We start from the raw sequence: 16361 nt of genomic DNA, 5'->3' as shown, positions 1-16361 counted from the left end.
TCGTCGTGCTCCTCCTCGCACCATCGGGCGAACGGCGAACGGCGAACGGCGAACGGCGAACGGCGAACGGCGAACGGCGAACGGCGAACGGCGAACGGTTCCGGCCCCCGCCCCTCCCGCCTCACCGCTCTCCCCGCCGCCCCTCCTCCGGCGGCCCCTCCAGCGCCTCGGCCAGCACCTCCGCCAGGTGGCGGGCGCGGTACCCGCCGAGCTGGGCGAGCTGGGTGCGGCAGGAGTAGCCGTCGGCCAGCAGTTCGGTGCCCGGCTCGGCGCCGCGCACCGCCGGCAGCAGCTTCTCCTCCGCGCAGGCGGCCGAGACCTCGAAGTGCCCTTTCTCGAAGCCGAAGTTGCCCGCCAGCCCGCAGCAGCCGTCGCTCAGCGCGCCGGTCAGCCCGGCCTTCTCCCGCAGCCGCCGCTCCGCCGCGTCGCCCAGCACGGCGTGCTGGTGGCAGTGGGTCTGGCCGGCCACCGGGCGGCCGATCCGCGGCGGGGCCCAGTGGGGGGCGTACTCCTCCAGCGCCTGGGCGAAGGTGCGCACGGAGGCGGCCAGCCGCTTCGCGCGCGGGTCGTCCGGGAGCAGTTCGGGGGCGTCGGTGCGCAGCGCCGCCGCGCACGGCGGTTCCAGGACGACCACCGGGACCCCCGCCTCCAGTACGGGCTCCAGCCGGTCCAGGGTGCGGCGCAGCACACGGCGCGCGCCGTCGAGCCGTCCGGTGGAGACCCAGGTCAGGCCGCAGCAGACCCGGTCCGCGCCCGGCGGCGGGACCACCTCCAGCCCGGCCGCCTCCAGCACCCGCACGGCCGCGGCGCCCGCCTCGGGGGAGAGGTGGTTGGTGAAGGTGTCCGGCCACAGCACGACGCGCTTACCGCCGCGCGCGGGACGCGCTGGGCGCGTGCGGCGGTAAGCGCGCCACCGGCGCATGAAGGGAGCGCGCGGCAGCGGCGGGATCTCCCGCTCCGGAGCGATCCCGCCCAGCCGCTTGGCCGGGGCCGCAAGCGGGGTACGCGCCAGGGCGCCCAGCAGCGGCGCGGTACGGGTGGCGGCCACCGCCCGCAGCCACAGCGGCAGCAGTCCCATCGAGTAGTGGGCCATCGGACGGCGGCGGCCCGCGTAGTGGTGGTGCAGGAACTCCGCCTTGTAGGTGGCCATGTCCACCCCCACCGGGCAGTCGCTGCGGCAGCCCTTGCACGACAGGCACAGATCCAGTGCCTCGCGTACCTCCTCCGAGCGCCAGCCGTCGGTGACCACCTCGCCCGCGAGCATCTCGTGCAGCAGCCGCGCCCGGCCGCGCGTGGAGTGCCTCTCCTCCCCCGTCGCCCGGTAGGAGGGGCACATCACGCCCGGACTCCCGGCGGGATTGCGGCACTTGGCCACTCCCACGCAGCGCCGTACCGCCGCGGAGAAGTCGCCGCCGTCCTCCGGGTAGCCGTAGACGACCGGAAGGGGCTCACGCGGCAGCGGCGCGAACCGCAGGTTCTCGTCCAGGCGGTGGGGGCGCACCAGCATGCCGGGGTTGAGGCCGCCGTCGGGATCCCACAGGTCCTTGAAACGGCCGAACAGCTCCACCGTCTCCCGCCCGTACATGCGCGGCAGCAGCTCGGCGCGCGCCTGCCCGTCGCCGTGCTCGCCCGACAGCGAGCCGCCGTGCGCGACCACCAGATCGGCCAGGTCACCGGAGAAGCGGCGGAAGCGGGCGACGCCCGCCTCGACGATCAGGTCGAAGTCGATGCGCACATGGATGCAGCCGTCGCCGAAGTGGCCGTACGGCAGCCCGCGCAGCCCGTGTTCGGCCAGCAGCGCGCGGAAGTCCCGCAGATACGCGCCCAGCCGGGCGGGCGGGACCGCGCAGTCCTCCCAGCCGGGCCACGCCTCGCTGCCGTCAGGCATGCGGGTGGCGGTGCCCGAGGCGTCCTCGCGCACCCGCCACAGGGCGCGCTGCCCGGCCGGGTCGGCGACCAGCGCGTGGTCGGCCGCGTCCCCGGCCGCCGCCCGGCACAGCCGCTCGGCCGCCGCCCGCGCCCCGTCCGCGTCCGCGCCGCCGACCTCGACGAACAGCCACGCCCCGCCCCGGGGCAGCATCGCCCGCTCGGTCTCGGGCACCAGATCGCTCGCCATGCCCTCCACCGTCAGCGGACGGTGCGGAAGGAGGGTGACGGCCGCCTCGGCCGCCGCGCTCTCGTCCGCGTAGCCCAGCACCGCCAGCACCCGCGCGCCGGGCCGCTCCACCAGCCCCACCGTGGCGGCCGTGACCACCCCGAGAGTGCCCTCGCTGCCGGTGAACGCCCGCGCCCAGTCCTCGCCGCGCTCGGGCAGCAGCGCGTCCAGGGCGTAGCCGGAGATACGGCGCGGCAGTTCGGGGAAGCCGGTGCGCAGCCGGGCGAGTTCCCCGCCCACCAGTTCCCGCGCCCCGGCGCGCAGCCACTCGGGCACGCCCTCCCCGCCGGGCGCGAGCCGGACCCGCTCGCCGCCGTAGGTGAGCACCTCCAGGTCCCGGACGTTGTCGGCGGTCGTCCCCCAGGCCACCGAGTGGGAACCGCAGGAGTTGTTGCCGATCATCCCGCCGAGCGTGCAGCGGCTGTGGGTGGAGGGGTCGGGGCCGAAGGTCAGCCCGTGGGCGCCGGCCGCGCGGCACAGATCGTCCAGGACCACGCCCGGCTGGACGACGGCGGTGCGCGCCCCGGGGTCGAGCGACAGGACCGCGTCCATGTGGCGGGTGAAGTCCAGCACCACCCCCGTGCCCGTCGCCTGCCCGGCGATGGACGTGCCCCCGCCACGCGGCACCACCGGCACCCCCGTCCCCCGGCACACCTCCAGCGCCGCCGCCACGTCGCCGGCGTCGCGCGGCGCGACCACGGCCAGCGGCACCCGCCGGTAGTTGGACGCGTCCATCGTCACCAGCGCGCGGGAGCCCGCGTCGTCGGCCACCTCCCCCCGCACCGCCGCCCGCAGCGCCCGCACCACCTCCCGCGCCCGCTCGCGCTCCTCCGCCTGCGCAGTACGCTCCAGCGCCGTGCGCGCCTGCTCCCTTGCCGCCCTCGCCGCGTCGTCACCCATGGCAACAGCGTGCATCCCGGCCGGTCCCTTCCGCACCAGTCGTTCCACGGTGTGTCTCGTCGCGTGTCCCGCGGCGCGTCCACGGCGCGTCTCGCGGGGTGGACGCCTCACGGAGCACAGGGCGGCCACGCACTACCCTTCGGTACGTGGCCGATCTCCAGATTCCCGCAGACATCAAGCCCGCCGACGGACGATTCGGTTCGGGCCCGTCCAAGGTGCGGACGGAGGCGCTGAGCGCCCTGGCCGCCACCGGTACGTCCCTGCTGGGCACCTCACACCGCCAGGCTCCGGTCAAGAACCTGGTCGGCAGGGTGCGCGAGGGGGTGAAGGAGCTCTTCGGTCTCCCGGAGGGCTACGAGGTCGTCCTGGGCAACGGCGGCTCCACCGCCTTCTGGGACATCGCGACCCACGGTCTGATCGAGTCCAGGTCCCAGCACCTGTCCTTCGGCGAGTTCTCCTCCAAGTTCGCCAAGGCCGCCAAGCTCGCCCCCTGGCTGGCCGACCCGTCCGTGATCTCCTCCGAGCCCGGCACCCACCCGCTGCCGAGCGCCGAGGCGGGCGTGGACGTGTACGCCCTCACCCACAACGAGACCTCCACCGGCGTCGCCATGCCGGTCAAGCGGGTCGAGGGCGCGGACGAGGGCGCACTGGTCCTGGTCGACGCCACCTCCGGCGCGGGCGGCCTGCCGGTGGACATCGCCGAGACCGACGTCTACTACTTCGCCCCGCAGAAGTCGTTCGCCGCGGACGGCGGCCTGTGGCTGGGCGTGTTCTCCCCGGCCGCGCTGGAGCGGGCCGAGCGGATCGCTGCGGGCGACCGGCACATCCCGGCCTTCTTCGACCTGCCGACCGCGATCGACAACTCCCGCAAGAACCAGACGTACAACACCCCGGCCGTCGCCACCCTCTTCCTGCTGGCCGACCAGCTCGAGTGGATCAACGGCCAGGGCGGTCTGGACTGGGCCACCTCCCGCACCGCCGACTCCTCCTCGCGGCTGTACGGCTGGGCGGAGAAGTCCCAGATCGCCACCCCCTTCGTGACCGACCCCGCCCAGCGCTCCCAGGTCGTCGGCACGATCGACCTCGCCGAGGGCGTGGACGCCGCCGCGATCGCCAAGGTGCTGCGCGCCAACGGCATCGTGGACACCGAGCCGTACCGCAAGCTGGGGCGCAACCAGCTTCGCGTGGCGATGTTCCCGGCCGTCGAGCCGGCGGACGTCGAGGCCCTGACGGCCTGCGTGGACTACGTCGCCGAGCGCCTCTGAGCCGTACGGCGGTACGTACCCGCTCCGTACGCACCCGGCCGCCGGGCGCCGGGACCCCGTCGCGGTCCCGGCGGCCGGCGGCACCGTCTTCCACACCGTCTTCCACACCGCCCCGGTCCAGGGGCGGGGTGCGGGTGCGGTGGGTGCGGCGACCGGACGCCCCGAGGTGGCACAGAGCCCGGTCCGGCTCCCCGTTATGTTTTCTGCGGCTCCGTTGCGGAGCCGCAGAAAACATAACGGGGGGCTACCAGCCGAGCGCGAATACGAGGAGCGGCCACAGCCACCAGGCGGCGCAGCCGAGGATCACCAGCACGATGAAGAGGGCGCCGGGATTGGCCTTCACCGTCAGGCACACGCAGCCCGGCCGGCCGGGCTGCGTGGTCTTCGCGCCGTCGGGCGTCTGGGGCGCGTCACCGGGCACGGCCGGCCCTCCCGGTCAGCAGCAGTCGCGGCCGGTGCCTGCGGCCGCACGGAGGGCCGCCGTTGACCTCCGCCAGGTGCAGGAACCGCACCGGGCGGGCCTGCCAGGTCAGGTGCTGGATGCCGGGGTAGAGGGTCAGCGAACGTTCGCCGGCTTCGCACAGCCGGGTGCGAGCCCTGACCGAGCCGGGTCCGTCCACCCAGTGGTCCAGCACGTACCCGGCCTGGTGCGGGCCGAGCACGCAGGCCACGGTGCGCGCCCCGGCCCGTATCCACCGGACCGCCGCCTCGGGCCCGGGGCGGCGTACCCGTCCCGGCGCGTGGCCGTCCCCGGAAGGCCCGCAAGGGTGCTGACCGCCTCGCACCACACCCCCGCCCGGACGAGCGGGGCAGTGGATGGCGTGGTGGTGTCTACGGCAAATCTGGTCACATTCCCGGACTCCTCGGTGACTCGCGGTGACGTAACCAGATGGCTGCGATCGAGAACCCGCCGGGAATGACATTCGCGGCACCGGCCGCACCCCGATGCACTGACATCTTTACGCCGCCTTTGCGAGCGCCTCCGGGGAACCGACCTAACGTCCCGTCATGACGCGAACATGGAGGACCGGTACGGCGGCACCCTCCAACTGGAGAAGCACGCCACGGCGCTCACCCAGGAGACCCTGAACCTTCTGGAGAACGGCAGCGCCTCGTCCCGCATCCGCCCGGAGCTGTACACGGTCGCCGCGGCCTTCTCCAACAGCGCCGTGTGGGCCGCCGTCGACGGGCGCAGGCCGCGGGAGGCCGAGCAGCACCTGAACCGAACCGTCACCCTGGCGGGACTGTCGGGCGGCCCCGCCACCGAGTTCCGCGTATGGGGCCACGCCAGCATCCTCCACAAGCAGCAAGGACGCCGCGCAGACGCCCTGGCCGCCACCGAACGCTCCCGGGCCGTCGTCGCCCGCCGCGACCCGTTCCACGTCTCCCTGGCACTGGCCCGCATCGGCATCAGCCACGCCGAAAGAGGAGACGTCAGGAAAGCCCGGCTCTACCTCGACAACGCGCAGAAGGCATTCGACCGAGCCGACCGGAACACCCGGAGACCCGCCTGGATCGGCTTCTACGATCAGGCCGAGCTGGATCATCTCGCGATGATCGCCCACCTGCGCATGGGGAACCATCCCGAAGCCGAAAGTCACGCGCACCGCGGTCTCCCCGGCCTGCGGCCCGACTTCGAGCGCAACCGCGCCCTGGTCTACGCGAACCTCGCCGTCGCCCAACTCGGTCAGGGGGACCTCGAGCCGGCCGTCTCCACCGCGCGGGGTATCCCCTCGGAACTGGCCGGCCACGGCCGCGTCCACAAGATCCTCGGCGACTTCACCAAGCGGATCACCGAACTCGCCCCCCGAAGCCGGGAGACCCACGACTGGAAGACCCACTACAAGGCGGTGGCCGCATGACCGACACCAGTTCTCTCACCCTCCGCCGCACCAGCAGCCTCGCGAACGGTGTCCGAGACCTCCTCCTGGATCTCAGCGAAGGGGTTCGCGGCGACTTCGGTCTGTTGGGCAGCCCCTTCAAATCCCGTGAACGGTTCGGCGAGCGCTTGGACTCCTACGCCTCCCGGTCGGGCTGGGAAACCGTCATCGGTTACCAGGGCGACGAGCCGGTCGGCTGCGCCTCCGGCGGCCCCCTCGTCCCGGGCACCAGATGGTGGTCGAGCATGCTCCGGCCGATGCCGGAGGACTTCACCCGCGAGGACGGCATCCGCACGTTCGCCGTCCAGGAAGTCATGGTCCGCGGCCCATGGCGGGGCAGCGCGGGCGCCGGAACCTCCCGCCTTCTCCACGAGACGCTTCTCGCCGAGCGTGCTGAGCGGCGCGCCACGCTCCTGGTCGACCCCAGCCGCTCCGACGGGCGGCTGAAGGCGGTCTACGAGTCGTGGGGGTACCGCAACATCGGTGACCAACAGCCGTTCCCCGACTCCCCCCGCTTCGCCACCATGGTCCGCGACCCCCTCAAGGCGCCCGCATGACCGCCGAAACCGTGGCGGACCACTGGTGGTGGCGTCCGGGCTGGAGGCCCGGACGCCACTTCTGCACCTGGCACTTCACTTTTCGGACCGCCACCGAAGTACACCGTCTGGCCGACGTTTGCCGCCGAGGGCTGGCCGAGGTGGCGGGCCTGGACCTCGTTCCCGACCGATGGCTTCACCTGACCGTGCAGGGCCTGGGCTTCGTGGACGAGGTTCCGGAGCAGGACGCGCGAGCCATCGCCGACGCGACCCGTCGGCGCCTGACCGGCGTGGCACCCTTCGATCTGCCTCTCCACCAGCCGGAGATCACCCCGGAAGCGATCCGGTGGGAGGCCGAGCCCAGCGGGTCGCCCACAGCCGTACGGGCAGCGGTCCGTGCCGCCATCGCGGACATACGGGACGACGTTCCCGAGCCCGCGGACGGCTTCGCACCGCATGTGACGATCGCCTACAGCAACAGCGACGGCCCGGCCTCTCCGGTCGCTCGCGCCCTGGACGCGGTCGACGCCGAGCCCGCCACGGCGCGGATCGAGCAGGTGGACCTCATCGTCCTGGGCCGGGACAACCGGATGTATGAGTGGGAGGACTTCGCAGCGGTGCGCCTCGGCTGACACCGCGGCACTCCGTGGCACAGGGCCGAAGCCCCGACCCGGGCGGGGGCCGACCGGAAATGGGCGGACACCCATGGGCCGCGCCCGTTTCCGTACGGCCCCGGTGAGGTACCCGGGGGCGCATGAGCACTCCGGGCACCGGGCTGAGTCTGTTCGCCGACGAGCGGCGCGTCTGGCTGGCCACGTACGACCGCGAGGGCGTGCCGGTGGGCACGGCCACGGCGATCGCCGTGGAGGGCGACCGCGCCTACGTGCGCGCCCGCGGCCGGTCGGGCACGGCCGGTCGGCTGCGCCGCCGCCCCGAGGCGGAGATCTCCCCCGCCTCCCTGGGCGGCACCCCGGCGGGCGCGCCGATGAAGGTGGACGTGCGGCGGCTGTCGGGCCGCGAGGCCCGGCACGCGGCCCGGCGCCTGGCCCGGAAGCACCCCGTGCGGGGCGTGCTGGTGCCGCTGGGCCACCGGCTGATGCTCGACCGGTCGCTGCTGTACGAGCTGCGCCCGGTGGGCGAGCGGTGAGAGCCCGGCGGCGGACGGCTCGGCCCCGTCCACCGCCGGGCCGTCAGCCGGAGAGCCGCTGGTAGCGCCGTACCGCCAGGGGCAGGAAGACCGCCGTGATCACCAGCGGCCAGACCACCGCCATCAGCGCCGCGTTCTGCTCGATCCAGCTCCCGCCGCCCGGCACGGGGTTGCCGAAGAGGTCGCGCACGGCGTTCGCAGTGGAGGAGACCGGGTTCCACATCGCGATCGCGCCCAGCCAGTCCGGCATCATCGAGGGCGGGGTGAAGACGCTGGAGATCATCCCGAAGGGGAAGGCGATCGCGAACAGGTTCCCCGCCGCCTCCTGGTTGGGCACGAGCAGCCCGATGAGGACCCCGACCCAGATCAGCGCGAAGCGCAGCAGGAGCAGCAGTCCGAAGGCGTAGAGGGTGGCGAGCACCCCGCCGTCCGAGCGCCAGCCGACCACCAGGGCGATGGCGGCCAGCACCAGCAGGTCCAGCCCGGCGTGCAGCACGTCGGAGACGCCGCGTCCGGTGACCACCGCCGACGGCGACATGGGCATGGAGCGGAAGCGGTCGGTGATCCCGCGCTCCTTGTCCACCGCGACGGCCATCGCGGTGTTCATGAAGCCGAAGGCCATCGTCATGGTGAACATGCCGGGCAGTGCGTACGACTCGTAGTCGGCCGCGCCCACGTCCATGGCGCTGCCGAAGACGTAGACGAACAGCAGCACCGAGACGATCGGGAAACCGAGCTGCCAGGCGATGATGGACGGCTGCCGGGCGATGTGGGTCAGGTCGCGGCGGACGATCGTCCAGCAGTCGGCGAGGGCCCAGTACAGGCGGCCCTGCGGGCCGGACGGGGCTGTGGCTGTGGGGTTCAGGCCGCTCATGCCGCGTTCTCCTTCTGCCCGGTGGCGGTACGGTGGCCGGTCAGGCGCAGGAAGACCTCGTCCAGGGTGGGGCGGCGCAGGCCGATGTCCTCCACCCCGACACCCTCGTCCTGGAGGTTCCGGGCCACCTCGGTGAGCGCGGCCACCCGGTCGGTGACCGGTGCGTGCGCCCGGCGCTCCACGGGGTCGGTGTACGGTTCGGCGCCCTCGTCCGCGACGCGGGCGAGGACCTTGGCGGCGGCGGGCAGGTCGGCCGCGTCGTACAGCACCACCTCCACCCGGTCGCCGCCGACCGCGCCCTTGAGGGCGGCCGGGGTGTCGTCGGCGATGCGCACGCCGCGGTCGATCACGGTGACGCGGTCGGCCAGCCGGTCGGCCTCCTCCAGGTACTGCGTGGTCAGCAGCACCGTCGTACCGCCGGCGACCAGTGAGCGCACCGCCTCCCACACCTCGTTGCGGCTGCGCGGGTCGAGTCCGGTGGTGGGCTCGTCCAGGAAGAGCACCTCGGGGGCGAGGATCATCCCGGCGGCCAGGTCCAGGCGGCGCCGCATGCCGCCGCTGTACGCCTTGAGCGGCTTGTCGGCCGCCTCGGTCAGCGCGAAGCGCTCCAGCAGTTCCCCGGCCCGCTGCCGGGCGCGCCGGGTGCCGAGGTGGAACAGGCGGCCGAACATCTCCAGGTTCTGGCGGCCGGTGAGGATCTCGTCGACCGCCGCGTACTGCCCGGTCAGCCCGATCCTGCGGCGTACGCGGACGGGCTCGCGGGTCACGTCGTGCCCCGCCACCTCGGCCCGGCCGCCGTCGGGCCGGACGAGCGTGGCCAGGACGCGGACGGCGGTGGTCTTGCCCGCGCCGTTGGGGCCGAGCAGGCCGTGCACGGTGCCGCGCCCTACCTCCAGGTCGAAGCCGTCCAGCGCGCGTCCGCCGCCGTACCGCTTCACCAGCCCCTCCGCCAGTACGGCGTACGGGGTCGCGGGTGTGGTCATGGTGGCCTCCCTTCGAAACCGGGTACAGCGTACCCGATTGTGCGTACGCCGTACTCGGTTTTCCGGCGCACCCGTAGGATGGGCCCCGATGACGAGCGAGAACAGCGACCGCGGCTACCTCAGGCGCAGCCTGGACCTCCTGTGGGGCCAGGGGGAGCGCCCCTCCCGCGGTCCCAGGCCGGGCCTGACCCTGGAGCGCATCGCCGCCGCGGGCGTCGCGATCACCGACGGCGAGGGGATCGACGCGCTCTCCATGCGCCGCGTCGCCGCCGAACTGGGCGTCGGCACGATGTCGCTCTACCGCTACGTGCCGGGCAAGGCGGAGCTGCTGGAGCTGATGATCGACCGCGCCTACCGGATGATGCCCGGCGACGACGCGCCGCGGGACGCCGACTGGCGCACGGTCCTGGGTTACGTCGCCCACGGCAACTGGCGCATGTACCTGGCGCACCCCTGGCTGCTCCAGACCAACCTGGCCCGGCCCGTCCTCGGTCCCGGCGCCATGGCCGGCTTCGACTACGCCGTCTCCGGCCTGGCCGGCCTCCCCCTCACCGACCAGGAGCGGCTGGGGTTCATCGCCGCCGTGGACGGCTATGTCGCCGGCTGCGCCCGCGCCCACGTCCACGCGGCCCTCGCCGCGCGGCAGACAGGCATCAGCGACGAGGAGTTCTGGACCGCCCACGGGCCCCTGCTGGAGAAGGCGATGCTCAGCGGCGCGTACCCGCACGCGGCCGCGCTCTCCGAGGACACCTTCGCCGTCCCCGGGGAGCGGCTGTTCGAGTTCGGCCTGGAGCGGCTGCTCGACGGCCTGGCGTCGTTCATCGCCGCCGCGGACGGCGGGACCACCACCGAGCGGCTGGGCGGCGGGGGCTGAGCGGCCGGGCGCGGCGGCGGGCCCGGTGCCAGACGGCCGCCGCGCAGGCTGCGGTCAGGAGGACCGCGAAGACGACGAACCCCCGTGGCCTCGGAAGACGGCGGTGAGCAAGACCGGACCCCCCTCGGTCGCGCCGGGCCGCGCGGCCCGGCGCATGATCGTTCCGGCTCACCCTGGACCGCGCGGTTCGAACGGCCTTGCAGTTCAAGCCACTTCGCCGGTCAGGCGGTCCGGGCGGTGACGGCGGGGCGCCGCCGGGCCGGACCCCGGGGACGCTACCGCGCCCGGCCGCCCCGCGCGGCAGGGCTTCCGCCCGGCGCGGCGGCCGGGCGGCCGCTTCGGGCGGGGAAGCCCGGCACCGGGTCAGGCGCCGCCGCCTCCGCGCCGCTTCGAGCGGCGCAGGGCGAGAAGGAGTACGGCGCCCGCGGCGAGGGCGAGGACGAATCCGAGAGTGCTCCCCTCTCCCCCGCCGTCGCCGCCGTCCCCGCCGCCTTCGGCGCCGGGCTTGCGGTCGCCCGCCTCGTCGCCGGCCCTCTCATCGGCCCCCTCACCGGCCTCGTCGCCGCCGGTCCGCTCCGGCTTCTCCTTCCCCGCGCTCTGGGGGAGTTGCTCCTCGGTCAGGGGCATCGGCTGTACGGGGCTGCGCTCGCCCTCCGTGCCGTACAGGAGGGTCCGGCCGTCCGGTGTGAAGGTCACCGACTCGCCCTGGCGCTGCACCGGCACCGTCAGCCGTCCCAACTCCCTCGGTCTGCCGTCCTCCCAGGCGTACATGGTCCCGCCGAAGTAGCCGCGCACCGCCAGCCGGGTGCCGTCCGGGGAGAAGGCGGCGTCGGTGGCCCACAGGCCGATGTCCGCGACGCGGGTGAAGGTGGCGGCGCCGGAGGCCGGGAGCTCGTCGGGCCCGGCGTACAGGGCGCCGCCGTCCTCGTGCTTGCTGACGATGTACACCCGCCCGGTGACGGGGTGGACGGCCAGCGACTCGGCGTCGCGCGGGCCGTCGGCGTAGCGCACGGTGTGGCGGGTGGCCTCGACGGTCTGGTCGGCCAGCCTCCCGGGCTCGGCGAAGCGGTAGATCCACACCTCGGGCCACCGGCCGCCGAAGTTGTCGCCGATGTCGCCGACGTACACGTCGCCGTCCGGGCCGACGGAGACGGCCTCGACGTCGCGCGGGGTGACGCCGGCCAGGGTGACGGTGGCGACCGTCTCGCCGGTGCGGCCGTCGATCGCGTAGACGTACGGCCCGTCGTCGCTGTCGTTGTGCGTCCAGTACACGCCGGGGTGGGCGCGGCTGGGCGCCAGGCCGCTGGACTCGGTGATCCGCTCGTCCTCGATCGTGAAGCCGTCGGCGGCGGGGCCGGCCGCCGCCTCCGTCCCGGTCGCCCCGGTCGCCCCGGACGCTCCGGTCGTTCCGGTCAGCCCGATCACCGTCGCCGCGCCCAGGGCGCGCACAAGCCTCCGCATGGCCCCAAGCCTGCCATCCGCGGGCGCCGACGGGTGACGGGCATCACGTCGCAGGTCACAGCCGTCTTCCGGGAGGATGAGCGGATGCGCGTGCTCTTCGTCGGCGACTCCATGACCATCGGCGGCGCCGGTGAGCACACCTGGCGCCACCGCATGTGGCGGCATCTGGAGCGCACCCGCGGGCCGCACGGCGCCGCGTTCGAGATCGTCGGCCCCCGTGACGCGCTGTACGACAAGGAAGCCGGTGCCCCGGTCTCCCACGACTACGCCGACCCCGCCTTCCCCGCCGCTGCCCGCCGCCATCTCGCCGGCTGGGGCGAGGGCTGGCTGCACATGGCGCCGGTGATAGCCGGCGCGGTGCGCGAGCACCGCGCCGACACCCTGCTGGTCTTCCTGGGCCTGATCGACCTCGGCTTCTACACCGGCTCCGGCGCCACCGCCGCCGGCGTCCGCCGCTTCGTCGCCGAGGCCCGCTCCGCCGAGCCGCGGGTGCGGATGGTGCTGCTGCCGGTGATCCCCAACATACGGGCGCGGCACGACGCCTTCTTCGCCGCCGAGTGCGAGCGCTTCAACGGCCTGCTGGCCCGGACCGCGGCCGAGCTGTCCACCTCCGCCTCGCCGCTGCTGACGGCCGTACCGCCGCACGACTGGGACCTGGCCCGCGACACCTACGACGGCACCCATCCCACCGCCTGCGGCGAGCACCGCATCGCCGCGGCCTTCGCCGACGCGATGCACCGGGCGTGGGGCGTGGGCGGCCCGTACGCCGCTGGCGTGGTGGGGGCCCAGGCGGGTGCGGCCCGCGCCCGCCGGCCGGCCGAGCCGATCACCACGGGGTGACGGGTTCCGCCCCAGGGTCCGGCCCCGGCCGTGCCGCTCTTGCCTTGAGCCCACTCCAGCACGTTGGCTGGTGTCCATGGAGTACACGCAGCTCGGACGCACCGGCCTCAAGGTCAGCCGCCTGGTCCTCGGCACGATGAACTTCGGTCCGCAGACCGAGGAGGCCGACAGCCACGCCATCATGGACGCCGCGCTCGACGCGGGCGTCAACTTCTTCGACACGGCCAACGTCTACGGGTGGGGTGAGAACAAGGGCCGCACCGAGGAGATCATCGGCAACTGGTTCGCCAAGGGCGGCGACCGCCGCGACAAGGTGGTACTCGCCACCAAGGTCTACGGCAACATGGCCGCCGCGGGCGGCGACGTCTGGCCCAACCACGACAAGCTGTCCGCGGTGAACATCCGCCGCGCCGTCGACGCCAGCCTGAAGCGGCTGCGCACCGACCACATCGACCTGTACCAGTTCCACCACGTCGACCGGGACACGCCGTGGGAGGAGATCTGGCAGGCGATGGACGTCCTGGTCCAGCAGGGCAAGATCCTGTACGTCGGATCGTCCAACTTCGCGGGCTGGCACATCGCCCGGGCCAACGAGACCGCCGCCCGCACCGGCCGCCTCGGCCTGGTCAGCGAGCAGTGCAAGTACAGCCTCGTCGAGCGCCGCGCCGAGATGGAGGTCATCCCGGCGGCGCGCGGCTACGGCCTCGGCGTCATCCCGTGGTCCCCGCTGGGCGGGGGTCTGCTGGGCGGCGTGCTCCGCAAGGAGCGGGAAAACCCCGAGCGCCGCTCCTCGAAGGCGCTGGCGAACAACCCCGGACTGCGCGACCGGATCCAGGCGTACGAGGACCTGCTGGACAAGCACGGTCTGGAGCCCGGCGAGGTGGCCCTGGCCTGGCATCTGGCCCAGCCCGGCATCACCGGTCCGATCATCGGCCCGCGCACGCGCGAGCAGCTCGACTCGGCGCTGCGCGCGGTGGAGCTGAAGCCGGGGGAGGAGCTGCTGGCGTCGCTGGACGAGATCTTCCCCGGTCCCGGTCCGTCCCCGGAGGCGTTCGCCTGGTGACGCCCGCCGCCCGGCCGTCCCGTCTCGCGGCGGGCGGCGGGCGGTCTCCTCAGCCGATGAGGGCCGCCAGCATCACCACGGCGAGCATGAGCACCAGGGCCCCGCTGACGATGCGGGTACGGGTCTTCGGGTCCACGCCCCAACGGTAGCCCGCCCTGCCTGCGGCCCGTCGGCGGGCTGTCGGCGGCCCTTCAGTGGCCCAGCGGCCAGACCGCCAGCGTCTCGTAGCGGGGATGCTCCCCGGGGACCCCGGAGCGGGGCAGCCGGCTGCGCACGAGGGTCAGCTCCCCGGCCCGCCAGGCGCTTCCCGCGAAGCCCTCCAGGGCGGCCGCCAGGGGGCGCAGGTCCGGGCCCGGTCCGCGGCGGTCGGCGCGGGCCAGGGTCAGATGCGGCTTGTAGGGGCGGTCGTCGGTCGGCGCCCCGGCCCGGTTGACGCCCGCGGTGACGGAGCCGGCCAGCCGCCGCAGCGGCTCGCGGCCGTCGTCCACCCCCGCCCACAGCACCCGGTCGCCGAACCGGCCGCCCCCGGCCAGCCGCACCTCGAAGGGGTGGTGGCGGTGGGCGGCGCGCTCCAGGCGCTCGCACAGGGCGGGCAGGAGGTCGTCGTCCACCTCTCCCAGGAAGGCGAGCGTGAAGTGCCAGCCCCCGGGGTGGGCCCAGCGCAGCCGGTCCGCGCCGGGCAGCCCCTTCAGCCGCTCCACCTCCTCGCCGAGTTCCGCGACGGCGGAGGGCGGCGGCAGCACGGCGGTGAAAAGCCTCATGGGGAGAGTCTCACGCGGGCGTGCCGCTCACGCGAGCACGTCCCTGCGGTGGTCCCGCTCCTCGCCCGGCGCGGAGGCCGGGGTGCTGGGCGGCGCGGTGGCCGGGGCGGCGGCGGGGACGGTCCGGCGCAGGGAGACCGGGGCGCGGTCCTGGGGGACCGGGCCGTCGCCCGCTATGCTCTCCGGCCCCTCCGCACTCGCCGCGCCGGCCGCCCGTACGCCCCGCGCCACCGGGACGAACGTCAGGCCCCGGCGGCCGCGGCGCAGGCCCACCCTCGGCCGCAGCCCGCAGATCCGGGCCAGCACCAGGGCGGTGGCGACGGCGGCCGCGGCCGAGACCAGACCGCCGGCCAGGAAGCCGATACGGGCGCCGTAGGTGTCGGTGATCCAGCCCATCAGCGGACCGCCGAGCGGGGTGCCGCCCATGAACACCATCATGTACAGGCTCATCACCCGGCCGCGCATCGCCGGGTCGGAGGCGAGCTGGACGGTGGAGTTGGCGGTGACGTTGAAGGTCAGGCCCACCGCGCCGATGGGCGCCATCAGCAGGGCGAAGACCCAGAACGACGGGGAGAGGGCCGCGGCCATCTCCAGCACGCCGAAGAGCAGCGCGGCGCCGACCATCAACCGCATCCGGCTCACCCCGCGCCGGGCCGCCAGCAGCGCGCCGGCGACCGAGCCGACGGCCATCAGGCTGTTGAGCAGGCCGTAGGTGCCCGCGCCCTCGTCGAAGACCTTGTCGGTGAAGGCGGTGAGCCAGATGGGGAAGTTGTAGGCGAAGGTGCCGACGAAGCCGACGAGCGTGATCGGCCAGATCAGCTCCGGCCGGCTCGCGACGTACCGCAGGCCCTCGCGGAGCTGGCCCTTGGCGCGCGGGGCACGCCGGGCGGTGTGCAGTTCGGCGGTGCGCATCATCAGCAGTCCGGTGATCGGCGCGATGAACGACAGCCCGTTGAGCAGGAACGCCCAGCCGCTGCCCACGGCCGTGATCAGCACACCGGCGACGGCCGGGCCGACCAGGCGGGCGGACTGGAAGTTGGCGCCGTTGAGGGAGACGGCGTTGGCGAGCTGGTCGGGGCCGACCATCTCCGAGACGAAGGTCTGGCGGGCGGGGTTGTCCACGACCGTCGCCAGTCCCAGGACGAAGGCGAGCGCGTAGACGTGCCAGACGTGGACGTGGCCGCTGAGGGTCAGCGCGGCGAGCGCGAGTCCGGTCAGGCCCATCGCCGTCTGGGTGATCAGCAGCAGCCTGCGCTTGGGGTAGCGGTCGGCGATGACTCCGCCGTACAGCCCCAGCAGCATCATGGGGAGGAACTGCAGCGCCGTGGTGATGCCGACGGCCGTCGCGGACCCGGTGAGGCTGAGGACCAGCCAGTCCTGGGCGATGCGCTGCATCCAGGTGCCGGTGTTGGAGACGAGCTGCCCCGCGGCGAACAGCCGGTAGTTGCGGATGCGCAGCGAGCTGAACGTCGAGGGCTTCGCCGCCTTCGCGGGCCCGGCGGGCCCGGCGGGCCCGGCGGGCCCGGCGTTCTTCGAGGGCTCCCCGGCCGCGGCGGAATCGTTCGTGTTCTCGTCAGGTGCGGGTGCGGAGTGTGCTCCGGGTCCCGGACTCAATCGGTTTC

Annotated in this window: 16 protein-coding genes; 8 read left to right on the top strand and 8 right to left on the bottom strand. The window is 74.1% G+C overall.

The window, feature by feature from the left end; genetic code table 11:
• Positions 1 to 121 precede the first annotated feature (121 nt).
• Complete coding sequence (locus tag ACGRHY_RS15935; RefSeq protein WP_394635999.1) at positions 122 to 3055, bottom strand: FAD-binding and (Fe-S)-binding domain-containing protein; 2934 nt, start codon at positions 3053 to 3055, stop codon at positions 122 to 124.
• Positions 3056 to 3201: 146 nt separating this feature from the next.
• Between ACGRHY_RS15935 and serC the strand changes: the two genes are divergently transcribed.
• Positions 3202 to 4320: a phosphoserine transaminase gene (gene serC, locus ACGRHY_RS15930; RefSeq protein ID WP_394635998.1), complete on the top strand. Its 1119-nt coding sequence runs from the start codon at positions 3202 to 3204 to the stop codon at positions 4318 to 4320.
• Positions 4321 to 4564: 244 nt separating this feature from the next.
• Here the strand turns inward: serC and ACGRHY_RS15925 are convergent, their stop codons facing one another.
• Positions 4565 to 4741, bottom strand: coding sequence for a hypothetical protein (locus ACGRHY_RS15925; RefSeq protein WP_394635997.1), 177 nt, complete (start codon positions 4739 to 4741; stop codon positions 4565 to 4567).
• Positions 4731 to 4982, bottom strand: coding sequence for a hypothetical protein (locus ACGRHY_RS15920; protein WP_394635996.1), 252 nt, complete (start codon positions 4980 to 4982; stop codon positions 4731 to 4733). The genes ACGRHY_RS15925 and ACGRHY_RS15920 overlap by 11 nt, the downstream gene beginning before the upstream one ends.
• A 357-nt stretch (positions 4983 to 5339) precedes the next feature.
• Between ACGRHY_RS15920 and ACGRHY_RS15915 the strand changes: the two genes are divergently transcribed.
• The 4 genes from ACGRHY_RS15915 to ACGRHY_RS15900 all read left to right on the top strand — a co-directional run bounded on the left by ACGRHY_RS15915 (position 5340) and on the right by ACGRHY_RS15900 (position 7883).
• Positions 5340 to 6182, top strand: coding sequence for an NsdA family TPR-like regulatory protein (locus ACGRHY_RS15915; protein WP_394635995.1), 843 nt, complete (start codon positions 5340 to 5342; stop codon positions 6180 to 6182).
• A complete protein-coding gene (locus tag ACGRHY_RS15910; RefSeq protein WP_394635994.1) occupies positions 6179 to 6757 on the top strand; it encodes an N-acetyltransferase in 579 nt (192 codons plus the stop codon). The genes ACGRHY_RS15915 and ACGRHY_RS15910 overlap by 4 nt, the downstream gene beginning before the upstream one ends.
• Positions 6754 to 7368 carry a 2'-5' RNA ligase family protein gene (locus ACGRHY_RS15905; RefSeq protein WP_394635993.1) on the top strand — a complete coding sequence of 205 codons (615 nt, stop codon included), beginning with the start codon at positions 6754 to 6756 and terminating at the stop codon, positions 7366 to 7368. Before ACGRHY_RS15910 ends, ACGRHY_RS15905 begins: the two co-directional genes overlap by 4 nt.
• A gap of 122 nt (positions 7369 to 7490) precedes the next feature.
• Entirely contained in the window at positions 7491 to 7883 is a 393-nt protein-coding gene (locus ACGRHY_RS15900; RefSeq protein ID WP_394635992.1) for a pyridoxamine 5'-phosphate oxidase family protein, read from the top strand.
• Positions 7884 to 7926: 43 nt separating this feature from the next.
• On the opposite strand, the gene ACGRHY_RS15895 is transcribed toward ACGRHY_RS15900, so the two are convergent.
• Together ACGRHY_RS15895 and ACGRHY_RS15890 are read right to left on the bottom strand one after the other, a co-directional pair.
• Entirely contained in the window at positions 7927 to 8757 is an 831-nt protein-coding gene (locus ACGRHY_RS15895; RefSeq protein ID WP_394635991.1) for an ABC transporter permease, read from the bottom strand.
• Positions 8754 to 9740 (bottom strand): ATP-binding cassette domain-containing protein, encoded by a 987-nt coding sequence (locus tag ACGRHY_RS15890; RefSeq protein ID WP_394635990.1) that lies wholly within the window; start codon positions 9738 to 9740, stop codon positions 8754 to 8756. Before ACGRHY_RS15890 ends, ACGRHY_RS15895 begins: the two co-directional genes overlap by 4 nt.
• Positions 9741 to 9828: 88 nt before the next feature.
• On the opposite strand from ACGRHY_RS15890, the gene ACGRHY_RS15885 reads away from it, so the two are divergent.
• Positions 9829 to 10614, top strand: coding sequence for a TetR/AcrR family transcriptional regulator (locus ACGRHY_RS15885; protein WP_394635989.1), 786 nt, complete (start codon positions 9829 to 9831; stop codon positions 10612 to 10614).
• 363 nt (positions 10615 to 10977) lie between these two features.
• On the opposite strand, the gene ACGRHY_RS15880 is transcribed toward ACGRHY_RS15885, so the two are convergent.
• Entirely contained in the window at positions 10978 to 12075 is a 1098-nt protein-coding gene (locus tag ACGRHY_RS15880) for a hypothetical protein (RefSeq protein WP_394635988.1), read from the bottom strand.
• A gap of 84 nt (positions 12076 to 12159) precedes the next feature.
• Between ACGRHY_RS15880 and ACGRHY_RS15875 the strand changes: the two genes are divergently transcribed.
• Both ACGRHY_RS15875 and ACGRHY_RS15870 read left to right on the top strand, forming a co-directional pair.
• On the top strand, positions 12160 to 12915 hold the full coding sequence (locus ACGRHY_RS15875) for a GDSL-type esterase/lipase family protein (protein ID WP_394635987.1): 756 nt from the start codon (positions 12160 to 12162) through the stop codon (positions 12913 to 12915).
• A gap of 76 nt (positions 12916 to 12991) precedes the next feature.
• Entirely contained in the window at positions 12992 to 13978 is a 987-nt protein-coding gene (locus ACGRHY_RS15870) for an aldo/keto reductase (RefSeq protein ID WP_394635986.1), read from the top strand.
• A 191-nt stretch (positions 13979 to 14169) separates the two neighbouring features.
• Here ACGRHY_RS15870 and thpR read toward each other — a convergent pair whose 3' ends face one another.
• Positions 14170 to 14739, bottom strand: a complete 570-nt coding sequence (gene thpR / locus ACGRHY_RS15865; RefSeq protein WP_394635985.1) for an RNA 2',3'-cyclic phosphodiesterase — start codon at positions 14737 to 14739, stop codon at positions 14170 to 14172.
• A gap of 27 nt (positions 14740 to 14766) precedes the next feature.
• Positions 14767 to 16353, bottom strand: a complete 1587-nt coding sequence (locus tag ACGRHY_RS15860; protein WP_394635984.1) for an MFS transporter — start codon at positions 16351 to 16353, stop codon at positions 14767 to 14769.
• Positions 16354 to 16361 lie beyond the last annotated feature (8 nt).

The sequence above is a fragment of the Streptomyces shinuiensis genome, from assembly GCF_043660855.1.
Classification (GTDB): Bacteria; Actinomycetota; Actinomycetes; order Streptomycetales; family Streptomycetaceae; genus Streptomyces.
The sequence above is the reverse complement of the archived record's forward strand: the minus strand, read 5'-3'. Positions and strand labels throughout refer to the sequence as shown.